This is a genomic window from Streptomyces sp. Q2 (assembly GCF_056820935.1).
Map to the genome: position 1 here is coordinate 127,829 of NZ_JBXEJE010000017.1, position 22,059 is coordinate 149,887.

Genomic DNA, 22,059 nt, shown 5'->3' on the forward strand with positions numbered 1-22,059 from the left:
CCCAGAGATGCGATCGCATACTAATTTGTAAACGGCCATGACGAAATAGTCTCAGCACGCAAGGAGCCGCGGCATGAACTACCAGCCCACCCCCGAGGACAGGTTCACCTTCGGCCTGTGGACCGTCGGCTGGCAGGGAAGGGACCCGTTCGGCGACGCCACGCGGCGTGCCCTGGACCCGGTCGAGACGGTGCAGCGCCTGGCCGAGCTCGGCGCCCACGGCGTGACCTTCCATGACGACGACCTGATCCCCTTCGGGTCCTCGGACACCGAGCGTGAGGCGCACATCAAGCGCTTCAGGGAGGCCCTCGACGCGACCGGCATGAAGGTGCCGATGGCCACCACCAACCTCTTCACGCACCCCGTCTTCAAGGACGGCGCGTTCACCGCGAACGACCGCGACGTGCGCCGCTACGCCCTGCGCAAGACGATCCGCAACATCGACCTGGCGGCCGAGCTGGGCGCCAAGACCTACGTCGCCTGGGGCGGGCGCGAGGGTGCCGAGTCCGGCGCCGCCAAGGACGTACGCGTCGCGCTCGACCGCATGAAGGAGGGCTTCGACCTCCTCGGCGAGTACGTGACCGAGCAGGGTTACGACCTGCGCTTCGCCATCGAGCCCAAGCCGAACGAGCCGCGCGGCGACATCCTGCTGCCCACGGTCGGCCACGCGCTGGCGTTCATCGAGCGCCTGGAGCGTCCCGAGCTGTACGGCGTCAACCCGGAGGTGGGCCACGAGCAGATGGCCGGCCTGAACTTCCCGCACGGCATCGCGCAGGCACTATGGGCGGGCAAGCTCTTCCACATCGACCTCAACGGCCAGTCCGGCATCAAGTACGACCAGGACCTGCGGTTCGGCGGCGGTGACCTGCGCGCGGCCTTCTGGCTGGTCGACCTCCTGGAGAGCGCCGGCTACGACGGCCCCCTGCACTTCGACTTCAAGCCGCCGCGGACCGAGGACCTCGACGGCGTGTGGGCGTCGGCCGCGGGCTGCATGCGCAACTACCTCATCCTCAAGGAGCGCGCGGCCGCCTTCCGTGCCGACCCGGAGGTCCAGGAGGCCCTGCGCACCTCGCGTCTGGACGAGCTGGCACAGCCCACCGCGGCCGACGGCCTGAAGTCCCTCCTCGCCGACCGCGGCGCCTTCGAGGACTTCGACGTGGAGTCGGCCGCCGCGCGCGGGATGGGCTTCGAGCGGCTCGACCAGCTCGCGATGGACCACCTGCTGGGGGCGCGTGGCTGAACGCACGCGCGCGTGCCCTCGGTTTCCGAGGACTCGGTTTCTCTGCGGGCTCGGATTCCGGGTGACGTCGGCGTGTGTGTGACGTCTGCTTCAGGGCAATCAGGGCAATCAGGGCAACCACGGCTTTGAGCGATCCCGCGCGGAATGTTCCGGAATCATGCGGTCCAAGGCATGACGCCGTATCAACTTCCGCGCGGGGCTCGCGCCGTGACCGCTTCGAGGCGACTCTGGGCGGTATGGCCATGCCGCCCGTACCGCCTCAGCCGCCGCCCGGGCCACCGGGAGACACGCCGCCCCCGGGCGACGGTTTCGGACCGCCTCCCGAAGGCTTCGGCCACAACGGACGGGCCCCGTACGGTGGTTCGGCTTCGTACGAGGGCTCCTCACAACACGGTTTCTCGTCGACCCAGCCGATGACTCCCACCGGCGAACCGGGCGGGCCGCCCGGTGGCCCGGCAAGGCGCCGTAGCCCTTTGTTCGTCATCCTGGCCCTGATCGCGGTCGCGGTGGCCGTGGCCGTGGTCGTCCTCATGGCGTCGGGCAACGGCGACTCGCCGGACGAGAAGGCGCCCCCCGAGAGCAGCGCGAGCACGAGCGGCTCCGCCTCGCCGTCCTTCAGCCTCCCGACCGAACTGCCCAGCACTCTGCCGACCGAGCTGCCGTCGCAGCTCCCCACCGAGCTGCCGAGCGACTTCCCGAGCGATCTCCCCAGCGACCTCGAATCGCTGATCCCGTCACTCGGCGACGTCCTTCCGTAGCCGCTGACCGGCGGACGCCCGGGTTGCGGCTACGCGTCCGGCATCCGACCGGAGGGCGAGCGTTTCGTGGCCCGCGCGCGACGCCCTCCCTCCCCGTCAGGAGCTCTCCTCCTCGGGCCCGGCCTCCGCCGAGGCCAGCGCGGTCGCGGGATCCTGGGCCGCCCCGCCGACGGGCACCCAGCGACCGCCCTCCTTCCGATACGGCCACCAACGGCCGTCCCGCCCCAGACGCACCTGGCCGGCAGCGTCGACGACCGTCCACCGGTTGGCCTGCGTCCGCAGCGTCGGACGTTCGTCCTCGTCCCAGGCCGAGTCCAGGGCGGCACGCGCGCGTGCGAGCGTTTCGCCTTCCACGGTCCACGCCTCCTCGCACACCGCCAGCGCGGCAGCGCCCCCGTGCCGCCAGGCCCGCACGGCCAGGGCCAGCTGCTCCCGGCCGCGCCCGGAACCGTCGGCGAGCCGGGCCAGAACGGCCTTCGCGGGGGTGCCCGCGGCCAGACGGACGGCGTCCTGAGCCGCCGTCAGCCCGGCTTCGTCCACAGGCGATCCCGGATCCGTCCGAAGAGCCTCGCCGAGCAGACGGTGGGCCTCCACCGCCGTCCTGGCGGCCAGGAACTCCAGTGCCGCCGGATCGATCCCGGACGCGGGCGGGTCCTCGGTGTCCAGGGCCGACGGCACGCCTGCCTCCTCGGGCAGTTCGGGCGGAGCGGGCAGCGGGGGCAGGACGTCCCCGGCCACGTACGCCTCCGCGGCATCCACGCCCGCCGGTTCGGCCACCGTCGCGGCGGGCGCGGCGCTGCGCTCCTGGAGTGCGTCCAGCAGGGCGCGTTCGGCGCGGCCCCGCATCAGGAGCAGCACGAAGGGATCCTGGTCCAGCAGCCGCGCCACCTGATGGCACAGTGCCACGGTGTGTCCGCAGTGGTCCCAGGCGTCGCAGTCGCACTGCGGCTCCAGATCGCCCATGCCCGGCAGCAGTTCGACGCCGGCCGCGGCCGCGTCCTCGACCAGGTGCGGCGGCATGTCGCGGTCCAGCAGCGCCGCCACGTGCCCGGCCCGTTCGACGGCCATGTCGAGGAAACGGTCCCACTGCTCGTCCGACAGCTCCGCCAGCAGCACGTCAGCCCGGTGGGGGGTGCGGTCGCGGTCCTGGACGACCGCGGTGATGCGTCCCGGGCGCACCGACACGGCGCCGACGGCTCCCGCGCGCGCGAGCCTGCGTCCCGCCTTCACCTGCTGCGAGTCCAGTGCCGTGTCCTCCAGGGCCTTCAGCCAGGCCCGGCCCCACCACGTCTGCGCGAAGCCCCTCCCGGACGCGGGAGGCAACGCGGCGAACGTGCGCTCCATGTCACCGTCGTGCTCGTTCATCGGGCGCCCCCTCGCAGTTCGACCAGATCGGCCAGTTCCCTGTCCGTCAGTTCCGTGAGCGCCGCCTCGCCCGCGCCGAGCACCGCGTCGGCCAGCTGGCGCTTGCGGTCGAGCATGTCGGCGATGCGGTCCTCGATGGTCCCCTCCGTGATCAGCCGGTGCACCTGCACGGGCCGGGTCTGGCCGATGCGGTACGCGCGGTCGGTGGCCTGCGCCTCGACCGCGGGGTTCCACCAGCGGTCGTAGTGCACGACGTGCTCGGCCCGGGTGAGGTTCAGGCCCGTGCCCGCGGCCTTCAACGACAGCAGGAAGACGGGAACCTCACCGTCCTGGAAGCGCCGCACCATCGCCTCCCGCTGAGGAACGGGCGTCCCGCCGTGCAGGAACTGGGACGGCGTGCCGCGAGCCGCCAGGTGCCGCTCGATGATCCGCGCCATCTGCACGTACTGCGTGAAGACGAGGACGCTCGCGCCCTCGGCGAGGATGGTGTCGAGGAGCTCGTCCAGCAGCTCCAGCTTCCCGGAGCGTCCGGCGATCGTCGGCCGCTCCTCCTTGAGGAACTGCGCCGGGTGGTTGCAGATCTGCTTCAGGCTCGTCAGCAGCTTCACGATCAGCCCGTGCCGGGCCATGTCGTCGGCGCCGGCGATCTCCGCGAGGGTCTCGCGCACCACCGCCTCGTACAGGCCTGTCTGTTCCCGGCTGAGCGACACGGCACGGTCGGTCTCGGTCTTCGGCGGCAGTTCCGGGGCGATCCCCGGATCCGACTTGCGGCGTCGCAGCAGGAAGGGGCGTACGAGCCGGGCGAGCCGCTCCGCGGCGGCCGGGTCCTGACGGCCCTCGACAGGCTGCGCGTACCGCGTGCGAAAGGTGCCGAGCCGGCCCAGCAGGCCGGGGGTCGTCCAGTCGAGGATCGCCCACAGCTCGGACAGGTTGTTCTCCACCGGCGTGCCGGTGAGCGCCACGCGTGCGCGTGCGCCGATCGAGCGCAGCTCCCGGGCGGTCGCCGAGTACGGGTTCTTCACGTGCTGGGCCTCGTCCGCCACGACCATGCCCCACGGCACCTCGCCGAGCCGGCGGGCGTCCAGGCGCATCGTGCCGTACGTGGTGAGGACGAACTCCCCGTCGGCCAGGTCGTCCAGGCTGCGGCGCGACCCGTGGAAACGGCGCACGGGAGTGCCCGGTGCGAACCTCTCGATCTCGCGCTGCCAGTTGCCCATCAGGGACGTCGGGCACACCACGAGCGTGGCACCGGCGGACTCGGCGTCGGTCTGGCGGTGCAGATGCAACGCGATCAGGGTGATGGTCTTGCCGAGTCCCATGTCGTCGGCCAGACAGCAGCCCAGACCCAGTGACGTCGTCCGGGCCAGCCAGCTCAGGCCCCGCCGCTGGTAGTCCCGCAGCGTGGCGGCGAGCGCGGCGGGCGGTGCGACCGGCTCCTGCGCCTCGGGGTCCGCGAGGCGCTCCCGCAGCTCCGCCAGCCAGCCCGTGGGATGGACGTCGACCCGGTGGCCGTCGACCTCCGTAGAGCCCGTCAGGGCGGCACTCAGGGCGTCGACGGGCGTCACCTTGCGGTCCTGCTGGGCGCGGGCGCGGCGCACCTCCTCGGGGTCGACCAGGACCCACTGGTCACGCAGGCGCACGACGGGGCGGCCGGCCTCGGCGAGGCGGTCGAGTTCTTCCCTGGTGAGCCGCTGGTCGCCCAGCGCGAACCGCCAGTCGAAGGAGAGCAGCGCGTCGGCGGACAGGAACGACGGTGTGTCCGCCGAGACCTTGGCGGGGCCCGTCTCCTCGTCCGGGGGACCGACCACCGCGCGGGCGGTCAGCTTGCGGGACAGTTCCTTCGGCCAGTGCACCTCGACTCCGGCCCCGAGGAGGCTGCGGGCCCCCTCCCCGAGTAGTTCGGTGACCTCCTCGTCGGCGAGTTCGACGGCGTCGGGCACGGAGGCCGAGAGCAGCGGCGCGAGCGGCGGCCATGCCCGGGCAGCGCGGCGGAGCGCGAGCAGACCGTGCATCCGCTCGCGCGCGCCGAACGCCTCGCCCGCCGTGCCGGTCCCCGTCCACACCTCGACGGCGTCCGCGACGAGCGCCGGGTCGCTCACGCTGTGCACCCGCAGCACGGCTCGCAACGGCAGCACCGCGTCATCCTGAGCGTCGTTCAGACCGGGTACCTCGATGCGCAGCGAGAGCCGTACGCCCGCGTCGTGACCCGCGGCGACGGCGGCGGCCCACGGGCGCTGCTCGGGCAGGTGCTGCGGTTCCGGCGCCGCATAGGCGGGCCCGCCGGTCGCCAGTGGTGCCGCGGGGGAGCGGGGCAGCGTGTCGGCGACCGCGTCCAGGAAGGCGCGCAGCAACTGCTCCGGGTCGGGCAGGCGCAGGGGCCGGGCGTCGTCCAGGGGCACGGCGTGAGCCTCGGGCGGCATCGCGGCGGCGAGCCGGCGGATGTGGTCCACGTCCGCCGTCCGCAGGGGGCCTGCCCGCCAGGCGTCGTGGTCGCTCGGGGAGAGGCCGGGCAGAAGCAGCCCGCGGGCCACGAGGTGCAGGGCCAGCACGGCCGCCGCACCCCAGAACGCGGACGCGCGATGTGCGTGTTCGTCGGCACGCGCACGCGCACGCGTGAGCACCGGCAGCGCGGCGCGCACCGGCAGCAGGAGGGCCGGCACGCTCACCAGCTCGACACCGTCGTCGCCTGGCAGAACGACGGCCAGGTCTTCGACCGTCCCCGCCGCCACGGCAGGAGGGGCGCCACCGTCGGGCCGCCAGAAGGCGACACGGCCGGTGCGAGCCGGGTCGCCGGGCACGAACAGGGCGCAACAATGGGCCAGTTCGGAGATCTGGGTCGCTGGTGCCGGGGAAACCATCCGCACAGAGATGCCGAATTCCTCAAATTTGACTACTAGGTCGGCCGCCGAGGATACAGCACTGTCGCCGTCCCATCGGTATGCGTAATAGGTGACCTGCATCACTTCTCTCGGAGGTGTCGTCACCCCCCTGCCCGCGCGGTGCTGGCCCCCCGGCCGTACACGGGGGGTTGCCTCATGATCGCGGCGGGTCACCGATCCGTACGTTTCGTCACGATGAGCTACGGCTGGTGGAACCACAAGCACAACCGGCACCATGCCAACCCCAACCACATCGACAAGGACCCCGACGTCGCCGCCGACGTCCTCGTCTTCACCGGCGAGCAGGCCGCGGTCCGCACCGGCTTCCGGCGCCGGCTCACCCGCCACCAGGCCTGGCTGTTCTTCCCGCTCACCCTCCTCGAAGGCGTCGCCCTGAAGGTCCAGGGCTTCAGGGACCTGCGCCGCCAGTCGCCCGCGGAGCGGTCCGTGGAGGCCGTGCTCCTGGTGAGCCATCTCCTCGGTTACGCGACGCTGCTGCTCACATCCATGTCGCCCGGCAAGGCGCTCGCGTTCGCGGCCCTCCACCAGGCCCTCTTCGGCCTGCACCTGGGGCTGTCCTTCGCGCCCAACCACAAGGGCATGCAGATGCCGGACCCGAGCGGCGCACCATGGGGCCACCTGCGCCGACAGTTCCTCACCTCGCGCAACATCCGCGGCGGCGCGGTGACCGACTGGTTCCTCGGCGGCCTCAAGTACCAGATCGGGCACCACCTCTTCCCCAGCATGCCCCGCCCCCATCTGCGGCTCGTCCGGCCCCTGGTGCGCGCACACTGCCGGGAGTTGGATATCCCCTACGCGGAGACCGGGCTCGTCGACTCCTACCGACAGGCTCTTCGCCACATGCACCAGGTGGGAGAGCCCCTGCGGACGGAGTAGGGGCGCGCGTCGGGGATGTCTCAGGGACGTCTCAGGGTCGCGGTTCGGAACCGCGGGAGGCGCGGACCCGTTTTTCTGGACAGAGAGCGGCACTGGCCGCGGAGGAGGCGACGCACATGTCGAAGAAGGCGAAGATCGCCGCAGGAGGGGTGGCGGTCGGGCTCATCCTGCTGATCTGGCTGCCCTGGTGGGCCGCGCTCCTGATCGTCCTGGGAGTCCCGGCGGCCGCGTACCTCACGCTGGACCCCTCACAGCGGCGCAGGCTGCGCCGCGTCACGCGAAAGGAGCTGGGCCGCTGACGCACCACCGCGTCGGCTCCGGCCGAGCCGACCAGTGCGCGGGACCCCACCGTAGAGCCGCTCGCGGACCTGCCGACCGGCATGGTCCGCGAGCGGGCGGACGTCCCCACGGCACACCCGGGCGTTCAGGCACGGACCCGTCACCGCCCGGCCGGGCTCAGATCGGGCGTACGGCCATCTTGTCGAGCGCCTCCAGGAGGCCCGGCAACTCCGGACCCCGGCCGACCGGCAGGACCTCACCGGGCTCGTCGTCGAGCAGGACGAACGCGATGTCGTCGGTCCTGGCCACGAGTGACCAGCCGGGACCGTCGGCACGCAGCGTCCGCGCGTCCCCGGGAGCGAAGGACGACCGGACGCGACCGAGGGGAGGGGGCGCGTCCACGTAGGCGCGGGCCTCCGCGAGGACCCGCCGGATACCGCCGTGCCCTGTGCGTACGTCCTTCTCGGCTTCCCGTGATCCACCGGTGCTGTCGGACGGCTCGTCGTCGTCCGTGGTTTCGGAGCTTCCGTCGCCGCGGCTCTGGAAGGCCGCGTCGTCGATCTGCTCACGCCAGATCGCCCACTGGAGCGCGATCTCGTCGGCGCCCAGCCGCCGCTGGGCCGCCCCCCAGACGGTGTTGTCCGGAGGCGTCAGCGGCGGACCGTCCGCGACCTCGGGGTCGGGGTCGTGCGGCGCCGGCACGCCCGGAGCCGCGACGGCGACCGCGAGGGGCCAGCCCGGCAGGGCGGCGACGACCGTGCGTTCGTCGGGCGACAGATCGTGCTCCATGCCGCAGTCCCAGGACGCGATGGCGACGGCGACCAGCGACACGTCGTCGACGACGACCGTCCACCGGGCGCCCCCGCCGTCCTGGCCGAGCACCAGGCCGTACCCGTCGGCCAGCGGCGCGAGACCGAGCGCCGCACAGGCCTCCGGATAGTCGTCGCCCAGCACGCTCGGGAACTTCGCCGGCGTCAGCAGCACCGCCGTCAGCACATAGAGCGCGTCGTCCGCGGCGGCGACGGCGTCCTCGTCCGTCCCGGCCATCCCAGCCTCCCCATCGGTTCGTCCAACGGCGCGCACCCTAGTGCGCCCGGAAGGCGCTTGTCACGACTCCCCGGCGCACCGGAGCTGCAGTTTTCCGACCGGACGGGGCGAAACGGCCATCCGGTGCCGTGCGTCAGGCCACCGGAAGCCCCAGAAGTGCCCGCGCCACCGTCCGCGGCGACTCGTCGCGCTCCCGGGCGAGCGCGATGACGGCCCGGCACGCCAACTCGTTCACCCCGAAGGACAGCGCCTCCGGCGACACCCAGCCGGCGGCCTCGTCGATCCGCTCCTGGTCGTCCTCCGCGCAGGCCGACACATATGCCGCGGCGGCTTCGAAGAGGTTGTGCGAGCGGGTGTCCCGGCCGGTGTCCGTCTCGGCGCGCAGTGCGTGGACGACTCTGGCACCGGACTTGCGGACCCTGTCGAACATGCTGACCACCTTCCCCCTGTGTGGTTGCCCTGGCTGATCGTTCATCTTCCGCTACCCAACGTAGAGTTGGAGCTTCGGCGGCAGAAGGGGGACGGCGCGGTGAAGCGCTTCGAGCGGCTCGCGCGGATACGGACGATGGACCCGGAGAAGGAGGCCACGGAGGTCTACCGGCTCTCCGTGGCGTACGAGTTCCCCTGGGACTTCACCCGCGCCCTGGAACTGGCCCTGTATCGAACATACGCCGTGCCGAGCATCGGGCGACTGCTCGCGGAGACGGCGGAGCTCACGGACCGCACGCAGAAGCGGTACGACGACACCGCACTGCTTCTCGACGCCGTGGTCGAGCACGGTTTCGTCAGCGAGCAGGGCCGAACGGCGATCCGCCGCATCAACCAGATGCACCGCAGCTACGACATCAGCGACGACGACATGCGGTACGTGCTCTGCACGTTCGTCGTGATGCCCAAGCGCTGGATCGACGCCTATGGCTGGCGCCGGCTGTCGCGTCACGAGATCGTCGCCTCCACCGTGCACCACCGCACACTGGGGCGGCACATGGGCATCAAGGACGTACCGGAGACCTACGAGGAGTTCGAGGCGTGTCTCGACGCCTACGAAGAGGCCCATTTCGCCTGGGATCCGCAGGCACGACGCGTCTCGGACGCGACGCTCGACCTGATGGCCTCCTGGTACCCGCGCCCCCTCGCGCCGCTCCTGCGCACCGCGACGCTCGCCCTGCTCGACGACTCGCTCCTGAAGGCCTTCCGCTACCCGCCGCCCGGCGCCGCCACCCGCGCGGGCGTCCGCCGCGCCGTGCGGCTGCTGCCGCCCCGGCGCGCACCACACCACGCGCGCCACAACTGGGAGATCAAGGGCTACCCGAACGGCTACCGACCGGAGGACCTGGGCACCCGCCCGGTTCCGGGAGTGCGGGGCTGCCCGGTACGCCACAGCGGCCCGTCAGCGATCATCTCGGGGGAGTGAGGCGAGCGTGCCGCGCAGCCCGGGGAGTGTGGCCGGGACGTGGCACGAGCGATGGTCAGCAGACCGCGTCGGAAGGGATCGTTCAGCCTCTCGGGGAGGAAGGCGAGCCTGCGCCGCGGCGATGTCGAAGGGGAAAGAGTTTATGAGGCAGGCCGAGTTCGACGGCAAGGGGAACTGCGTCCGGTGGACGCAGACCCCGGGCCAGGGACCCGCGCGCGTGTACGTGCACGGGCTGGGGGCGGCCTCCGCCGTGTACCACGCGCACATCGCGGCCCGGCCCGAACTCGCGGGACGACGCAGCCTGTTCGTGGACCTGCCCGGGCATGGCACCAGCGACCGGCCGGACGACTTCGGATACACGCTGGAGGACCACGCCGACGCCCTGGCGGCGGCACTGGACGCGGCCGGCGTGACAGGCGCCGAGCTCATCGGGCACAGCATGGGGGGCTCGGTCGCCCTCGTGCTCGCCCATCGTCGGCCGGACCTGGTCTCGCGGCTCGTCCTCACGGAGGCCAACCTCGACGCCTCCCCGCCGCCCGGGCCCGGGAGCAGCGATATCGCCTCCTACGAGGAGGACGCGTTCGTGGACGGCGGATACGCGCGCGTGCTGGAGAAGGTCGGCCCCTTGTGGGCGGCGACCATGCGGCTGGCCGACCCGCGCGCCCTGCACCGCAGCGCCGTCGGGCTGCGGCGCGGATCGGACCCCGTCATGCGCACGATCCTGCAAGCGCTGTCCGTCGACCGTGTCTACCTGCAGGGCGAGTTCAGCGGTGACCTCGACGGGAGGAAAGGACTGGAGGCCGCGGGTGTGCGCGTGGTGAGCGTGCCCGGCGCCGGTCACAACGTCATGTTCGACAACCCCGAGGCCTTCGTGGCGGCGGTCGCCGGGCAGGGCTGACGGCGTCAGCCCTCGCGGACGGCCAGAGCCAGGAACCGGTCGTCCCGGTCGACGTACGAGGTCATCCGCCAGCCGGAACCGGCCAGCAGCGGACGGAGGACGGGTTCCGCGCGCAGATCGTCGGGGGTGATCCGCCGGCCCTGGCGTGCCGCGAGCGCCGCCCTGCCGATCGGGTGGAACAGTGCCAGCGTGCCGCCGGGGCGCACCACCCGCGCCAACTCCCTCAGGTTCTCGGCCGGATCGGGCAGGTGCGAGATGAGACCCGCTCCGAACACCGCGTCCAGTGACCCGGAACGCAGCGGCAGCGCGGTCACGTCGGCGAGCAGCAACCGCCCGTCCCGGCCCCGTCCGGCCCGTACGGCGGCCTGCAGCATGTCAGGGGTCAGATCGGCTCCGAGGACCACTCCCGAAGGCCCCACGGCCGCGCGCAGCGGCGTCAGGGCCCGTCCCGTGCCGCAGCCCGCGTCGAGCACACGATCACCCTCGCGCAGGGCGAGGTCCGCGACCGCGGCGGCGTAGGCGGGACCGTCGTCGGGGAACCGGCTGTCCCAGTCCGCGGCACGGGCCGCGAAGAACTCCTGCACGTGCGTGTGGTGGTCGCTCATGTTCCGCATGATCCCTCACCGACAGGGATGGCGCCCGGGCGCACACGTTCGAGCGTGACGCGATCGTTCAGGTACACCTCTGCGCCATATTGCAACACCTTTCGAAATGCGCCCTCTTTGTGCGCCCCTGCCGGGACTAGCGTCCCGGATCCATGGGACACCTGGACCACGCCGCCCTGGGGTGGCTGACCCCCGTACTGTCGTACGCGATGGCCTGCATAGGCGCCGCGCTCGGGCTGCGCTGCACCGTCCGCGCGCTCGGCGCCACCGGGCGCTCGCGCCGCAACTGGCTCGTCACCGCGGCCTCCGCGATCGGCACCGGCATCTGGACCATGCACTTCGTGGCCATGCTCGGCTTCAGCGCCGGCGGCACCGACATCCGCTACGACGTGCCGCTCACGATCGCGAGCCTGCTCGTCGCCATGATCGTCGTCTGTGCCGGCGTCTTCGCCGTCGGCTACAGCCGTGACCGCACCCGTGCGCTCCTCCTCGGCGGACTCACCACCGGGCTCGGCGTCGCGAGCATGCACTACCTGGGCATGGCCGCGGTACGGCTGCACGGCGACGTCACCTACGATCCGGTGCTCGTCGGGCTCTCCGTCCTGATCGCCGTCGTCGCGGCGACAGCGGCCCTGTGGGCGGCCCTCAACATCAAGTCGCCCGTCGCCGTCACCCTCGCCTCGCTCATCATGGGGGCGGCCGTGAGCAGCATGCACTACACCGGGATGTTCGCGGTGGGCGTGCGCGTCGAGCCCTCCGGGGCGGCACTGCCCGGGGCCACGGCGATGCAGTTCATCTTCCCCCTCGCCGTGGGCCTCGGGTCCTACCTCTTCCTGACCTCGGCCTTCGTCGCGCTGTCGCCGACGTCGGGGGAGCGCCAGGCCACCGCCTCCGCCCAGCGGCCGATCGAGGGCGCGGTCCCCTAGCGGCCCGGACCCCCGCTGCCCGGACGGCACGTGTCGAACCACTCCCGAGCGAGGAGGCCATGCGAACACCGCGTAGGACCCCCACAGCCGGCGCCGAGACGCCGCTCCAGCCCCCCGTGCGCGGCCGCCGCGCGCATGCCGGACCGCCGGCCGACGAAGTCCCGGACGACCCCGTGGACGCGATACCGGAGGACGCCCCCGCGCGCGCGGGACGCCGGCTGATGCGCCCAAGGACCGTCCGCGCCAAGATCGTCTGCCTGCTCATGGTGCCGGTCGTCTCCCTGCTCGCCCTGTGGGCGTACGCCACCGTCACCACCGCCCAGGACGTCGCCCGCCTGCGGCAGTTGCAGCGCGTGGACTCCGGAATCCGGACCCCCGTCGCCGCGGCCGTGGCCGCGCTCCAGACCGAACGGGCGGCCGCCGTCCGCTACGCGACCGAACCGTCGGCCGGGCAGAACGGCGATCTGAAGAAGCTCGCGGAACGCACCGACCGCGCGGTGGCCGAACTGCGGCTCGGGGACGCCAACACCATCGCCGACGCCGAGGAACTGCCCGCAGGCGTGGCCCGGCGGCTCGAGGCGTTCGTCACCGGCGCCGAACAACTGCGTTCCCTGCGCACGGACGTGCTCGACCGCCGCGCGGGCTGGGACGAGACCTACGGCCGGTACACGAAGACCATCGGGAGCGCCTTCGCGGTGGGCGGCGCCCTCACCGGCATCCAGGACGCCGAACTCGGCTCCGACGCGCGTGTGCTGCTCGAGTTCTCCCGCGCGGGCGAGGCACTGGCCCAGGAGGACGTCATCCTCGCCAGTGCACGCCTTGCCGGGGGCCTCTCGGGCGAGCGGCTGCGGCTGTTCACCGGGGCCGTCGACACACGCCGCGCCCTCACCGGGGCCGCCGTCGCCGACCTGCGGGGCTCCGAGCGCGCCGCCTGGCACAGCCTCGCCGCCGGCAGCGCCTACACCACCGTGGGTGCCACCGAGGACAAGATCCTCGCCGTCGGCGCCGGCGCCCGCGCGATCGACGTGGCACCGGAAGCCGCCTGGAGCGGGGCGCACACGCGCGTGCAGGACGGCATGCGGACCATCGAGGACGACGCGGGACGCGGTGTCGCCGACCGGGCCGACCCGTTCACCCGAGGTCTGCTCACCCCTGCCGGCGCCGCGGTGCTCCTCGGCCTCGTCGCCGTCGCCGCCTCCCTCGTCATCTCCGTACGCATCGGCCGCGGCCTCGTCGTCGAGCTGGTGAGCCTGCGCAACAGCGCCCTGGAGATCGCCCGCCGCAAACTCCCCGAAGCCATGGGGAAGCTGCGCGCGGGCGAGGAGATCGACGTCCGGGCCGAGGCCCCGCCCGGACCGCCCGCGGAGGACGAGACCGGCCAGGTCGCCGAGGCCCTGGGCATCGTGCACCGCGCCGCGCTGCGGGCCGCCGTGGAACGCGCGGAGCTCGCCAGCGGCATCTCGGGAGTCTTCGTCAACCTCGCTCGCCGCAGCCAGGTCCTCGTCCACCGCCAGCTGAGCCTCCTGGACAGCATGGAACGCCGGTCCGACGACCCGAACGAGCTCAGCGACCTGTTCCGGCTCGACCACCTCACCACCCGCATGCGGCGCCACGCCGAGAGCCTGATCATCCTCTCCGGCGCCGCACCCGGCCGCGCCTGGCGCATGCCGGTCTCCCTGACGAACGTGGTCCGCGCGGCCGTCTCCGAGGTCGAGGACTACGCGCGCGTGGAGGTACGGCAGCTCCCCGACGCGGCCGTCGTCGGCGCGGCCGTCGCCGACCTCACCCACCTCCTGGCCGAGATCATCGAGAACGCCGCCCAGTTCTCGCCGCCCCACACGCGCGTGCGCGTCACCGGCGAGCCCGTCGGCAACGGCTACGCCGTCGAGGTCGAGGACCGGGGGCTCGGCATGGGCAAGGACACGCTCGACGAGGCCAACCGGCGCATCGAGCAGTCCGAGACACTCGACCTGTTCGACAGCGACCGGCTCGGCCTCTTCGTGGTCAGCCGACTCGCCGCCCGACACGGCATCAAGGTGCACCTGCGCACCTCGCCCTACGGCGGCACGACCGCGGTCGTCCTGCTGCCCACAGCCCTGCTCCACGCGGGCGCGGCCGAACGGTCCCCCCGTCGCGAGGAGGACGCGGAACGGCCTGCGGAGCACGAGTACACGCGCGCGGCCGCCGCCACCGCACAGCGCCAGGAATCCGTCCCGGCACCGGCCGACCGCCCCGCACTGGTCGCACCGGCACCGGTACCAGGACCAGGACCGGCATCGGTACCAGGCCCGGCACCGGCACCAGGCCCGGCATCGATACCAGGCCCGGCACCGGTACCAGGCCCGGCACCGGCACCGGGACCGGCACCAGTCACGGCCCGGTCCACGACCGACACCCCACCCCCCGGAGTCACCGCCTTGCGTCTGCACCGTCCGGCGGACGACGCCGCCGAGGACTCGGACGACCTCCCGCGCCGGGTACGGCAGGCGAACCTCGCCCCCCAACTGCGCGAACGGCGCTCGGAGGAACCGGCCCGGGCCTCCGCCGCCCCGGGCGACGACCAACGCACCCCCGAACTCGTACGGGACCGCATGGCCGCCTACCGCGAAGGCTGGGTCCGCGGCGGCGGCAGACAGCCCGGCCGCGGTGACGCCCCCGATTTCCCGGCGGGCAGTGACAGCAGCAGCGAAGGAGACCCCGAATGATCCAGGACCCGAGCATGAGAGCCGCACAGCGGTCCGGCGAACTGGACTGGCTGCTGGACGACTTGGTGGTGCGCGTGAGCGCCGTACGACACGCCGTGGTGCTGTCCAACGACGGGCTCGCCGTGGGCGCGTCGACCGACCTGCGACGTGAGGACGCCGAACACCTCGCCGCCGTCGCCTCCGGCTTCCACAGTCTGGCCAAGGGCACGGGCCGGCACTTCGGCGCCGGAGGCGTGCGCCAGACCATGGTGGAGATGGACGACGGCTTCCTGTTCGTGGCCGCCGCGGGCGACGGCTCCTGCCTCGCCGTCCTCACTGCCGTGACCGCCGACATAGGACTCGTCGCCTACGAGATGGCACGACTGGTCAAGCGCGTCGGCGAACACCTGTACACGCCTACACGCGTCGGCGCGCGGCCCCCCGCCGCCGGCTGAGGCTGGAAGGCGGTCCACGCAGATGACCGAGGACATGACGGGCGCCTCGCGGGAGCAGGGCAGCCAGTGGTACGACGGCGAGGCCGGGCCGCTCGTCCGGCCGTACGCGATGACGGGCGGACGCACCAAACCCGGCCCCACGGGGGTGCGATTCGACCTGATCGCCCTCGTCACGCTGGACGCGGGAGCGCCCGGCTTCGACGACGGCACCGCTCTGGGACCGGAGCACCGGGCCCTGATCGACCTGTGCCGTCCGGAGACGCAGTCGGTCGCGGAACTCGCCGCGGGCGCCGACCTGCCCGTGGGCGTGGTCCGGGTGCTCCTCGGTGACCTGCTCGAACTCGGCTGTGTGAACGTCAGCCGTCCGGTGCCGCCCGCGCAGCTGCCCGACGAACGGATTCTGCGCGAAGTGATCGAGGGACTGCGAGCGTTGTAGATGAAGCCGCATTTGTCACCCTGCACACACCCGTTGACGCCAACCCCTTGCCGGCCCTCCCGAGAGAAGTGATCGATGGTCTCCGATGACTGTGACGCCCAGGACGGCGAGACGGCCGCGCTGGCGCTGAAGATACTGGTCGCCGGCGGGTTCGGCGTGGGCAAGACCACCCTGGTGGGCGCGGTCAGCGAGATCCGGCCGCTGCGCACCGAGGAACTGCTCAGTGAGGCCGGTCAGTTGGTGGACGACACCGACGGCGTGGACCAGAAGGTCACCACGACGGTCGCCATGGACTTCGGCCGCATCACCATCCGCTCCGGCCTGTCCCTCTACCTCTTCGGCACGCCGGGCCAGGACCGCTTCTGGTTCCTGTGGGACGAGCTGTCCCAGGGCGCCCTCGGAGCCGTGGTCCTCGCCGACACCCGCCGACTGGAGGACTGCTTCCCCGCGGTCGACTACTTCGAGCACCGGCACATCCCGTTCGTGGTGGCCGTCAACTGCTTCGCGGACGCCCGGACCTACGGTGCCCAGGACGTCTCGCTCGCTCTCGATCTCGACCAGGGCACACCCGTGGTGCTCTGCGACGCCCGTGACCGTGACTCGGGAAAGGAGGTGCTGATCCGGCTGGTCGAGTACGCCGGGCGGATGCACACCGCCCGGCTGCTCGACTCGGTCAGCTGACCCGGGCGGTCGCTCTCAGTCGGCGACCGCCTTCTGCGCCAGGACCTTGTCGATCGAGACCCGGACGAGGAGCTCGCCCGGTACGCCGTTGCGCGTGCCGAACTCCTCCGCCCGTTCCTCGCCCATGTACCGCGCCCCGATGCGCCCCGCCCAGTGCCTGACCTCGTCGAGGTCCTCGGAGAGCTGGGCGCGGCCCTGTATGACCACGAAGCCGAAGGGCGGCCGGTCGTCGTCCACGCACAGGGCGACCCGGCCGTCCCGGGCCAGGTTGCGTCCCTTCACGGTGGTCTTTCCGGTGTTGAACACGATCTCGTCCCCGTCGAGCAGGAACCAGATCGGCGTCAGGTGCGGGCTCCCGTCGGCCCGCACGGTCGACAGCTTTCCGGTGCGGGTGCCGTACGAGACGAACTCCCGCCATTCCACGTCGGTCATCTTCTGTGCCATGCCCCCATCCTCCTTGCCCCCGGCGCCGGTGGTGGGGAAGGCTGGCGAAGAGATCCTCCGGCGAGGAGGAGACGTCACACGGGGAGACGGGAAACATGGGGCAGAACCAGCGACTCGGCTGGCTGTTGGACGACCTGACCGAGCGCGTCGAACATGTGCGGCACGCCTTGGTCCTGTCCAACGACGGGTTGGTGACCGGGGCGAGCACGGGACTTCGCCGCGAGGACGCGGAGCACCTGGCAGCCGTCTCGTCCGGACTTCACAGCCTGGCCAAGGGCTCGGGACGGCACTTCGGCGCCGGCCGGGTGCGGCAGACGATGGTCGAGTTCGACGACGCGGTGCTGTTCGTCACCGCGGCGGGCACCGGCAGCTGTCTGTGCGTGCTCAGCGGGGCGGAGGCGGACATCGGCCAGATCGCCTACGAGATGACCCTGCTCGTCAATCGCGTCGGCGAGCACCTCGGCGTGGACGTCCGACAGCCCGAGCTCAGCCCGGAGAAGGACCTCTGACCTGCACATTCGAGGTCCCTCGTGGAGTTGTCCACAGGCTCGCCGCGAGGTCCGTCGGACCGGCTACGGTTTTTGTCACGGCGAACGCACACAGCGTGAGCAATCGACTCCACGGGGGAGATCGACCATGTCTGTCGACACCATCACCACATCGCACCACCTTTCGTGCGCGCCGAGTCGCGCCGCACGGGAACTGCGGCTCAAGCGAGGCGAGTTCGACCTCGCCGTCCACCTCGGGTACATCCAGACCGTGCCCGGCGAACGCAGCGGGGGCCGTCGCGTCACCCGCTCCGAGATCGACCGGCTCTGTGCGCACGAAGGCTTCCCGGAGTCCCTTCGAGCACGTGTGGAGACTGTGGGCACCACGGAGGGCGCGGCCGTCATGGAGGTGTCCCCAGGAAGGTTCACGCGCCTGGCACGCCTGGGCCTGGTGGTGCCGGTTTCCTACTATCTGAACCGCTACCGAGCCGTGGTCTGGCGGTATCTGGCCGAGGAACTACGGCAGTTCGCGGCCGACGAGAAGAACACCCGACTGCTGACGGCGCGCATGCCCGAGGGAATGCGCGACCAGCTCGAGGCCGGCCTGGATCTGCGCGCTCGTAACTGGCGCGGACGCCACCTGGGATTCCTGCTCCGGCAGGCCGGCGACCCGTGGGAGGAGGCCGGGGCCGTGGCCGCCTTCCTCGACCCCCTCCAGATCGCGGGACTCGTCACCGACCCCTACGAGCGGTCCCACGTGAACCGCTTCAGGCCGGGGCCGCCCGCCCACGGCGCACCGGGCTCTCCCGCCGCGCACCTCGCCGAGCGGATCATGACGGCCGACGCGCCGGACGAGATCGGCTGGCTGAGGGCCGACCTGGTCCGGGCCCTGGAGGAAGCACGAGAGCACCGGCCGGCACCGCGTCCGGCGACGCCACAGGTCCCCGCGGCGAAACGGGTTCCCGTGGCCGCGCACCACGACTCACCCTTGCCCGGGGAGCCGCGGGCGCAGCCGCCCCGAAAACTGCTGGGCTGGCTCCGCCGCGCCAGCCCCCGGCCCGCGGGGCGTGAACGATCCGCAAGGCGTGAACGGCCGGCAGGTCCGGAACGGCCGTCAAGGCCCTGATGAACGGCCGCCAAGGCACTGAACGGCCTACAACGCCCTGAACAACCCTTCCTGGACGACCGACACGAGCAGGCGCCCTTCCACGTCGTAGATCCGGCCGCGGGCCAGACCGCGTCCACCCGTGGCGATCGGCGACTCCTGGTCGTACAGGAACCACTCGTCCGCGCGAAACGGCCGATGGAACCACATGGCGTGGTCCAGCGACGCCATGTCGAACCCCCGCGGACCCCACAGCGGCTCCACCGGGATGCGGACGGCGTCCAGGAGGGTCATGTCGCTGGCGTAGGTCAGTGCGCAGGTGTGCACGAGCGGGTCGTCGCCGAGCGGTCCGACCGCGCGCATCCACACCGCGCTGCGCGGCTCGGCGTCCTTGACCTCCTCGGCGGTCCAGCGCAGCCGGTCCACGTAGCGGATGTCGAAGGGCTGGCGGCGGGCCATGCGTTCCCACTGCTCGGGCAGCGCGCCCAGATGCTCGCGGATCTCGTCCGTGACCGTCGGCAGGGAATCCGGATCAGGAACCTTGCGGGCCGGCGGCAGCTGGTGCTCGAAGCTCCCTTGCTCGGGCTTGTGAAAGGAGGCGGTGAGATTGAAGATCGTGCGGCCCTGCTGCACCGCGGTGACCCGGCGGGTCGTGAACGACCGCCCGTCCCGCACCCGTTCGACCTGGTACACGATCGGTACCCCCGGCCGTCCGGGGCGCAGGAAGTACGCGTGCAGCGAGTGCACCGGGCGGTCGCCCTCCGTGGTGCGGCCGGCGGCGACCAGTGCCTGGCCGGCCACCTGGCCGCCGAAGACCCGCTGGAGGGACTCGTCCGGGCTGAGCCCACGGAAGATGTTGACCTCGATCTGTTCCAGATCGAGCAGGTCGACCAGTTTCACGGCCGGATTCGTCATGGGTGAAATTCTCCTGTGCTCACAGCTGGCCGACGTCGGTGACGCGGACGATCGCACGGCCTTCGGCATCGGAGGCCGAGAGGTCGACCTCCGCGCTGATGCCCCAGTCGTGATCGTCGTTCGGGTCGTCGAAGATCTGGCGCACGCGCCACAAACCGTTCTGCGGCTCCTCCTCGATCACCAGCAGCTTGGGGCCGCGGGCGTCGGGACCGGTGCCGAGGTCGTCGTACTCGTCCCAGTACTTGTCCATCGCCTCGCCCCAGGCGTCGGCGTCCCAGCCGGTCTCGGCGTCCAGCTCGCCGAGCTGCTCCACCTGGTCGAGAGCGGCGAGCTCGACGCGGCGGAACATGGCGTTGCGGACCAGGACGCGGAAGGCACGTGCGTTGGCGGTGACCGGCTTGACCTGGTCGGCCTTCTCCTGAGCCTCCTCGGCGGTCATCTCCTCCGGGTTCGCGAGCTGCTCCCACTCGTCCAGCAGGCTGGAGTCGACCTGGCGGACCATCTCACCGAGCCACTCGATCAGGTCCTGAAGATCCTCGGACTTGAGGTCGTCCGGGACGGTGTGGTCCAGGGCCTTGTAGGCGCTCGCGAGGTAGCGCAGCACGATGCCCTCGGTGCGGGCCAGCTCGTAGTGGGACACCAACTCCGTGAAGGACATCGCGCGTTCGTACATGTCACGGATGACGGACTTCGGGGACAGCGGATGGTCGCCCACCCAGGGATGGCTCTTGCGGTACGTGTCGTACGCGTGGAAGAGCAACTCCTCCAGGGGCTTCGGGTACGTGACGTCCTGGAGCCGCTCCATGCGCTCCTCGTACTCGACTCCGTCCGACTTCATCGCGGCCACGGCCTCGCCACGCGCCTTGTTCTGCTGGGCGGCGAGGATCTGCCGCGGGTCGTCGAGCGTGGACTCCACGACGGAGACCATGTCCAGGGCGTAGGACGGCGACTCGGGGTCCAGGAGCTCGAACGCGGCGAGCGCGAAGGTGGACAGCGGCTGGTTGAGCGCGAAGTCCTGCTGAAGGTCGACCGTGAGGCGGACGATGCGACCCTCGGCGTCCGGCGTGTCGAGTTTTTCGACGATGCCGCCGTCCAGCAGCGAACGGTAGATGGCGATCGCCCGCCGGATGTGCCGCAGCTGCTGCTTGCGCGGCTCGTGGTTGTCCTCCAGGAGGTGCCGCATCGCCTCGAAGGCGTTGCCGGGCCGGGCGATCACCGACAGCAGCATGGTGTGCGTCACCCGGAAACGGGACGTCAGCGGCTCCGGATCGGAGGTGATCAGCTTCTCGAAGGTGCTGTCCGTCCACCCGACGAAGCCCTCGGGCGCCTTCTTGCGGACGACCTTCCGGCGCTTCTTCGGGTCGTCGCCCGCCTTGGCGAGCGCCTTTTCGTTCTCCACCACGTGCTCGGGGGCCTGCGCGACGACGTAGCCCGCCGTGTCGAAACCCGCCCGTCCGGCGCGGCCGGCGATCTGGTGGAACTCACGGGCGCGCAGCGTGCGTACGCGGGTGCCGTCGTACTTGGCCAGCGCCGTGAACAGCACCGTGCGGATGGGCACGTTGACGCCCACGCCGAGCGTGTCCGTGCCGCAGATGACCTTCAGCAGACCGGCCTGCGCGAGCTTCTCCACCAGTCGGCGGTACTTGGGCAGCATGCCCGCGTGGTGGACGCCGATGCCGTGCCGTACGTAGCGGGAGAGGCTGCGGCCGAACTTGGTGGTGAAGCGGAAGTTGCCGATCAGTTCGGCGATCTGGTCCTTCTCCTCGCGGGTGCACATGTTGATGCTCATCAGGGCCTGCGCCCGCTCCACGGCCTGCGCCTGGGTGAAGTGCACGATGTAGACCGGCGCCTGCCTGGTATCCAGCAGCTCGGTCAGCGTCTCCGTGAGCGGGGTGAGCCGGTACTCGTAGGAGAGCGGCACCGGGCGGGTCGCCGAGCGGACGACCGACGTCGGCCGGCCGGTGCGGCGGGTGAGGTCCTTCTCGAACATCGCGACGTCGCCGAGGGTGGCCGACATCAGGATGAATTGCGCCTGAGGAAGTTCCAGGATGGGGATCTGCCAGGCCCAGCCGCGGTCCGTCTCGGCGTAGAAGTGGAACTCGTCCATGACGACCTGGCCGACGTCCGCGCGCTTGCCGTCGCGCAGGGCGATCGAGGCGAGCACCTCGGCGGTGCAGCAGATGACGGGGGCGTCGGCGTTGACGGACGCGTCGCCGGTCAGCATGCCGACGTTCTCGGTGCCGAACATCTTGCACAGCTCGAAGAACTTCTCCGAGACGAGCGCCTTGATCGGAGCCGTGTAGAAGGTGACCTCGTCACGGGCCAGCGCGGCGAAGTGGGCGCCCGCCGCGATCATGCTCTTGCCGGAGCCGGTGGGCGTCGACACGATCACGTTGGCACCGGAGACCGCTTCGATCAGAGCCTCCTCCTGATGCGGGTAGAGCGTGAGACCGCGCTCCTGGGCCCACGACTCGAATGCGTCATAGAGGGCGTCGGGGTCGGCGGTCGGCGGCAGCTGATCGATGAGGGTCACCCACCCATCT

At 71.6% G+C, this 22,059-nt stretch carries 20 protein-coding genes and 1 pseudogene; 13 read left to right on the forward strand and 8 right to left on the reverse strand.

Annotation, left to right across the window (positions count from 1 at the left end; genetic code table 11):
• The first annotated feature begins 73 nt into the window (after positions 1-73).
• Together xylA and ACWBNA_RS20185 are read left to right on the forward strand one after the other, a co-directional pair.
• Positions 74-1,240: a xylose isomerase gene (gene xylA, locus ACWBNA_RS20180; RefSeq protein ID WP_482705815.1), complete on the forward strand. Its 1,167-nt coding sequence runs from the start codon at positions 74-76 to the stop codon at positions 1,238-1,240.
• A gap of 473 nt (positions 1,241-1,713) precedes the next feature.
• Positions 1,714-1,998, forward strand: coding sequence for a hypothetical protein (locus ACWBNA_RS20185; RefSeq protein WP_482705816.1), 285 nt, complete (start codon positions 1,714-1,716; stop codon positions 1,996-1,998).
• A 96-nt stretch (positions 1,999-2,094) separates the two neighbouring features.
• On the opposite strand, the gene ACWBNA_RS20190 is transcribed toward ACWBNA_RS20185, so the two are convergent.
• Entirely contained in the window at positions 2,095-3,363 is a 1,269-nt protein-coding gene (locus ACWBNA_RS20190; protein WP_482705817.1) for an SWIM zinc finger family protein, read from the reverse strand.
• Complete coding sequence (locus ACWBNA_RS20195; RefSeq protein WP_482705873.1) at positions 3,360-6,221, reverse strand: DEAD/DEAH box helicase; 2,862 nt, start codon at positions 6,219-6,221, stop codon at positions 3,360-3,362. The genes ACWBNA_RS20190 and ACWBNA_RS20195 overlap by 4 nt, the downstream gene beginning before the upstream one ends.
• A 138-nt stretch (positions 6,222-6,359) precedes the next feature.
• Here ACWBNA_RS20195 and ACWBNA_RS20200 point away from each other — a divergent pair.
• Both ACWBNA_RS20200 and ACWBNA_RS20205 read left to right on the forward strand, forming a co-directional pair.
• Positions 6,360-7,139 (forward strand): annotated as a pseudogene (locus tag ACWBNA_RS20200) (fatty acid desaturase family protein); the annotation flags it as partial.
• A gap of 116 nt (positions 7,140-7,255) precedes the next feature.
• Entirely contained in the window at positions 7,256-7,438 is a 183-nt protein-coding gene (locus tag ACWBNA_RS20205; protein WP_383875782.1) for a hypothetical protein, read from the forward strand.
• A gap of 157 nt (positions 7,439-7,595) precedes the next feature.
• On the opposite strand, the gene ACWBNA_RS20210 is transcribed toward ACWBNA_RS20205, so the two are convergent.
• Positions 7,596-8,465, reverse strand: coding sequence for a hypothetical protein (locus ACWBNA_RS20210; protein ID WP_482705818.1), 870 nt, complete (start codon positions 8,463-8,465; stop codon positions 7,596-7,598).
• A gap of 133 nt (positions 8,466-8,598) precedes the next feature.
• Complete coding sequence (locus ACWBNA_RS20215; RefSeq protein WP_482705819.1) at positions 8,599-8,895, reverse strand: hypothetical protein; 297 nt, start codon at positions 8,893-8,895, stop codon at positions 8,599-8,601.
• 99 nt (positions 8,896-8,994) lie between these two features.
• Here ACWBNA_RS20215 and ACWBNA_RS20220 point away from each other — a divergent pair, with 99 nt between their 5' ends.
• Complete coding sequence (locus tag ACWBNA_RS20220) at positions 8,995-9,879, forward strand: oxygenase MpaB family protein (protein ID WP_482705820.1); 885 nt, start codon at positions 8,995-8,997, stop codon at positions 9,877-9,879.
• A gap of 142 nt (positions 9,880-10,021) precedes the next feature.
• On the forward strand, positions 10,022-10,777 hold the full coding sequence (locus tag ACWBNA_RS20225; protein WP_482705821.1) for an alpha/beta fold hydrolase: 756 nt from the start codon (positions 10,022-10,024) through the stop codon (positions 10,775-10,777).
• Between the two features lie 5 nt (positions 10,778-10,782).
• Here ACWBNA_RS20225 and ACWBNA_RS20230 read toward each other — a convergent pair whose 3' ends face one another.
• On the reverse strand, positions 10,783-11,382 hold the full coding sequence (locus ACWBNA_RS20230) for a class I SAM-dependent methyltransferase (protein WP_482705822.1): 600 nt from the start codon (positions 11,380-11,382) through the stop codon (positions 10,783-10,785).
• Positions 11,383-11,534: 152 nt separating this feature from the next.
• Between ACWBNA_RS20230 and ACWBNA_RS20235 the strand changes: the two genes are divergently transcribed.
• The 5 genes from ACWBNA_RS20235 (at position 11,535) to ACWBNA_RS20255 (ending at position 16,564) form a co-directional block, all read left to right on the forward strand.
• Positions 11,535-12,308 carry an MHYT domain-containing protein gene (locus ACWBNA_RS20235; RefSeq protein ID WP_482705823.1) on the forward strand — a complete coding sequence of 258 codons (774 nt, stop codon included), beginning with the start codon at positions 11,535-11,537 and terminating at the stop codon, positions 12,306-12,308.
• A 59-nt stretch (positions 12,309-12,367) separates the two neighbouring features.
• The gene (locus ACWBNA_RS20240; RefSeq protein ID WP_482705824.1) at positions 12,368-15,013 is read left to right on the forward strand and encodes a sensor histidine kinase; all 2,646 of its coding nucleotides are present in this window, start codon (positions 12,368-12,370) and stop codon (positions 15,011-15,013) included.
• The gene (locus ACWBNA_RS20245) at positions 15,010-15,447 is read left to right on the forward strand and encodes a roadblock/LC7 domain-containing protein (RefSeq protein WP_482705825.1); all 438 of its coding nucleotides are present in this window, start codon (positions 15,010-15,012) and stop codon (positions 15,445-15,447) included. Before ACWBNA_RS20240 ends, ACWBNA_RS20245 begins: the two co-directional genes overlap by 4 nt.
• 22 nt (positions 15,448-15,469) lie before the next feature.
• Positions 15,470-15,883, forward strand: coding sequence for a DUF742 domain-containing protein (locus ACWBNA_RS20250; protein ID WP_482705826.1), 414 nt, complete (start codon positions 15,470-15,472; stop codon positions 15,881-15,883).
• A 75-nt stretch (positions 15,884-15,958) separates the two neighbouring features.
• On the forward strand, positions 15,959-16,564 hold the full coding sequence (locus tag ACWBNA_RS20255; RefSeq protein ID WP_482705827.1) for a GTP-binding protein: 606 nt from the start codon (positions 15,959-15,961) through the stop codon (positions 16,562-16,564).
• A 15-nt stretch (positions 16,565-16,579) separates the two neighbouring features.
• Here the strand turns inward: ACWBNA_RS20255 and ACWBNA_RS20260 are convergent, their stop codons facing one another.
• Positions 16,580-17,008, reverse strand: a complete 429-nt coding sequence (locus ACWBNA_RS20260) for a PPOX class F420-dependent oxidoreductase (protein ID WP_482705828.1) — start codon at positions 17,006-17,008, stop codon at positions 16,580-16,582.
• A gap of 95 nt (positions 17,009-17,103) precedes the next feature.
• Here ACWBNA_RS20260 and ACWBNA_RS20265 point away from each other — a divergent pair, with 95 nt between their 5' ends.
• The gene (locus tag ACWBNA_RS20265) at positions 17,104-17,517 is read left to right on the forward strand and encodes a roadblock/LC7 domain-containing protein (protein ID WP_482705829.1); all 414 of its coding nucleotides are present in this window, start codon (positions 17,104-17,106) and stop codon (positions 17,515-17,517) included.
• Positions 17,518-17,644: 127 nt separating this feature from the next.
• Complete coding sequence (locus tag ACWBNA_RS20270) at positions 17,645-18,622, forward strand: DUF6397 family protein (RefSeq protein ID WP_482705830.1); 978 nt, start codon at positions 17,645-17,647, stop codon at positions 18,620-18,622.
• Positions 18,623-18,649: 27 nt separating this feature from the next.
• On the opposite strand, the gene ACWBNA_RS20275 is transcribed toward ACWBNA_RS20270, so the two are convergent.
• Entirely contained in the window at positions 18,650-19,516 is an 867-nt protein-coding gene (locus ACWBNA_RS20275) for an acyl-CoA thioesterase (RefSeq protein ID WP_482705831.1), read from the reverse strand.
• Between the two features lie 19 nt (positions 19,517-19,535).
• Positions 19,536-22,049, reverse strand: coding sequence for a DEAD/DEAH box helicase (locus ACWBNA_RS20280; protein WP_482705832.1), 2,514 nt, complete (start codon positions 22,047-22,049; stop codon positions 19,536-19,538).
• Positions 22,050-22,059 lie beyond the last annotated feature (10 nt).

Bases quoted from the DNA above. Each gene is read 5' to 3' on its own strand.
- xylA (WP_482705815.1), top strand. From the start codon at position 74: ATGAACTACCAGCCCACCCCCGAGGACAGGTTCACCTTCGGCCTGTGG.
- ACWBNA_RS20190 (WP_482705817.1), bottom strand. From the start codon at position 3,363: ATGAACGAGCACGACGGTGACATGGAGCGCACGTTCGCCGCGTTGCCT.
- ACWBNA_RS20195 (WP_482705873.1), bottom strand. From the start codon at position 6,221: ATGGTTTCCCCGGCACCAGCGACCCAGATCTCCGAACTGGCCCATTGT.
- ACWBNA_RS20205 (WP_383875782.1), top strand. From the start codon at position 7,256: ATGTCGAAGAAGGCGAAGATCGCCGCAGGAGGGGTGGCGGTCGGGCTC.
- ACWBNA_RS20210 (WP_482705818.1), bottom strand. From the start codon at position 8,465: ATGGCCGGGACGGACGAGGACGCCGTCGCCGCCGCGGACGACGCGCTC.
- ACWBNA_RS20215 (WP_482705819.1), bottom strand. From the start codon at position 8,895: ATGTTCGACAGGGTCCGCAAGTCCGGTGCCAGAGTCGTCCACGCACTG.
- ACWBNA_RS20225 (WP_482705821.1), top strand. From the start codon at position 10,022: ATGAGGCAGGCCGAGTTCGACGGCAAGGGGAACTGCGTCCGGTGGACG.
- ACWBNA_RS20230 (WP_482705822.1), bottom strand. From the start codon at position 11,382: ATGAGCGACCACCACACGCACGTGCAGGAGTTCTTCGCGGCCCGTGCC.
- ACWBNA_RS20235 (WP_482705823.1), top strand. From the start codon at position 11,535: ATGGGACACCTGGACCACGCCGCCCTGGGGTGGCTGACCCCCGTACTG.
- ACWBNA_RS20240 (WP_482705824.1), top strand. From the start codon at position 12,368: ATGCGAACACCGCGTAGGACCCCCACAGCCGGCGCCGAGACGCCGCTC.
- ACWBNA_RS20245 (WP_482705825.1), top strand. From the start codon at position 15,010: ATGATCCAGGACCCGAGCATGAGAGCCGCACAGCGGTCCGGCGAACTG.
- ACWBNA_RS20250 (WP_482705826.1), top strand. From the start codon at position 15,470: ATGACCGAGGACATGACGGGCGCCTCGCGGGAGCAGGGCAGCCAGTGG.
- ACWBNA_RS20255 (WP_482705827.1), top strand. From the start codon at position 15,959: ATGGTCTCCGATGACTGTGACGCCCAGGACGGCGAGACGGCCGCGCTG.
- ACWBNA_RS20260 (WP_482705828.1), bottom strand. From the start codon at position 17,008: ATGGCACAGAAGATGACCGACGTGGAATGGCGGGAGTTCGTCTCGTAC.
- ACWBNA_RS20265 (WP_482705829.1), top strand. From the start codon at position 17,104: ATGGGGCAGAACCAGCGACTCGGCTGGCTGTTGGACGACCTGACCGAG.
- ACWBNA_RS20270 (WP_482705830.1), top strand. From the start codon at position 17,645: ATGTCTGTCGACACCATCACCACATCGCACCACCTTTCGTGCGCGCCG.
- ACWBNA_RS20275 (WP_482705831.1), bottom strand. From the start codon at position 19,516: ATGACGAATCCGGCCGTGAAACTGGTCGACCTGCTCGATCTGGAACAG.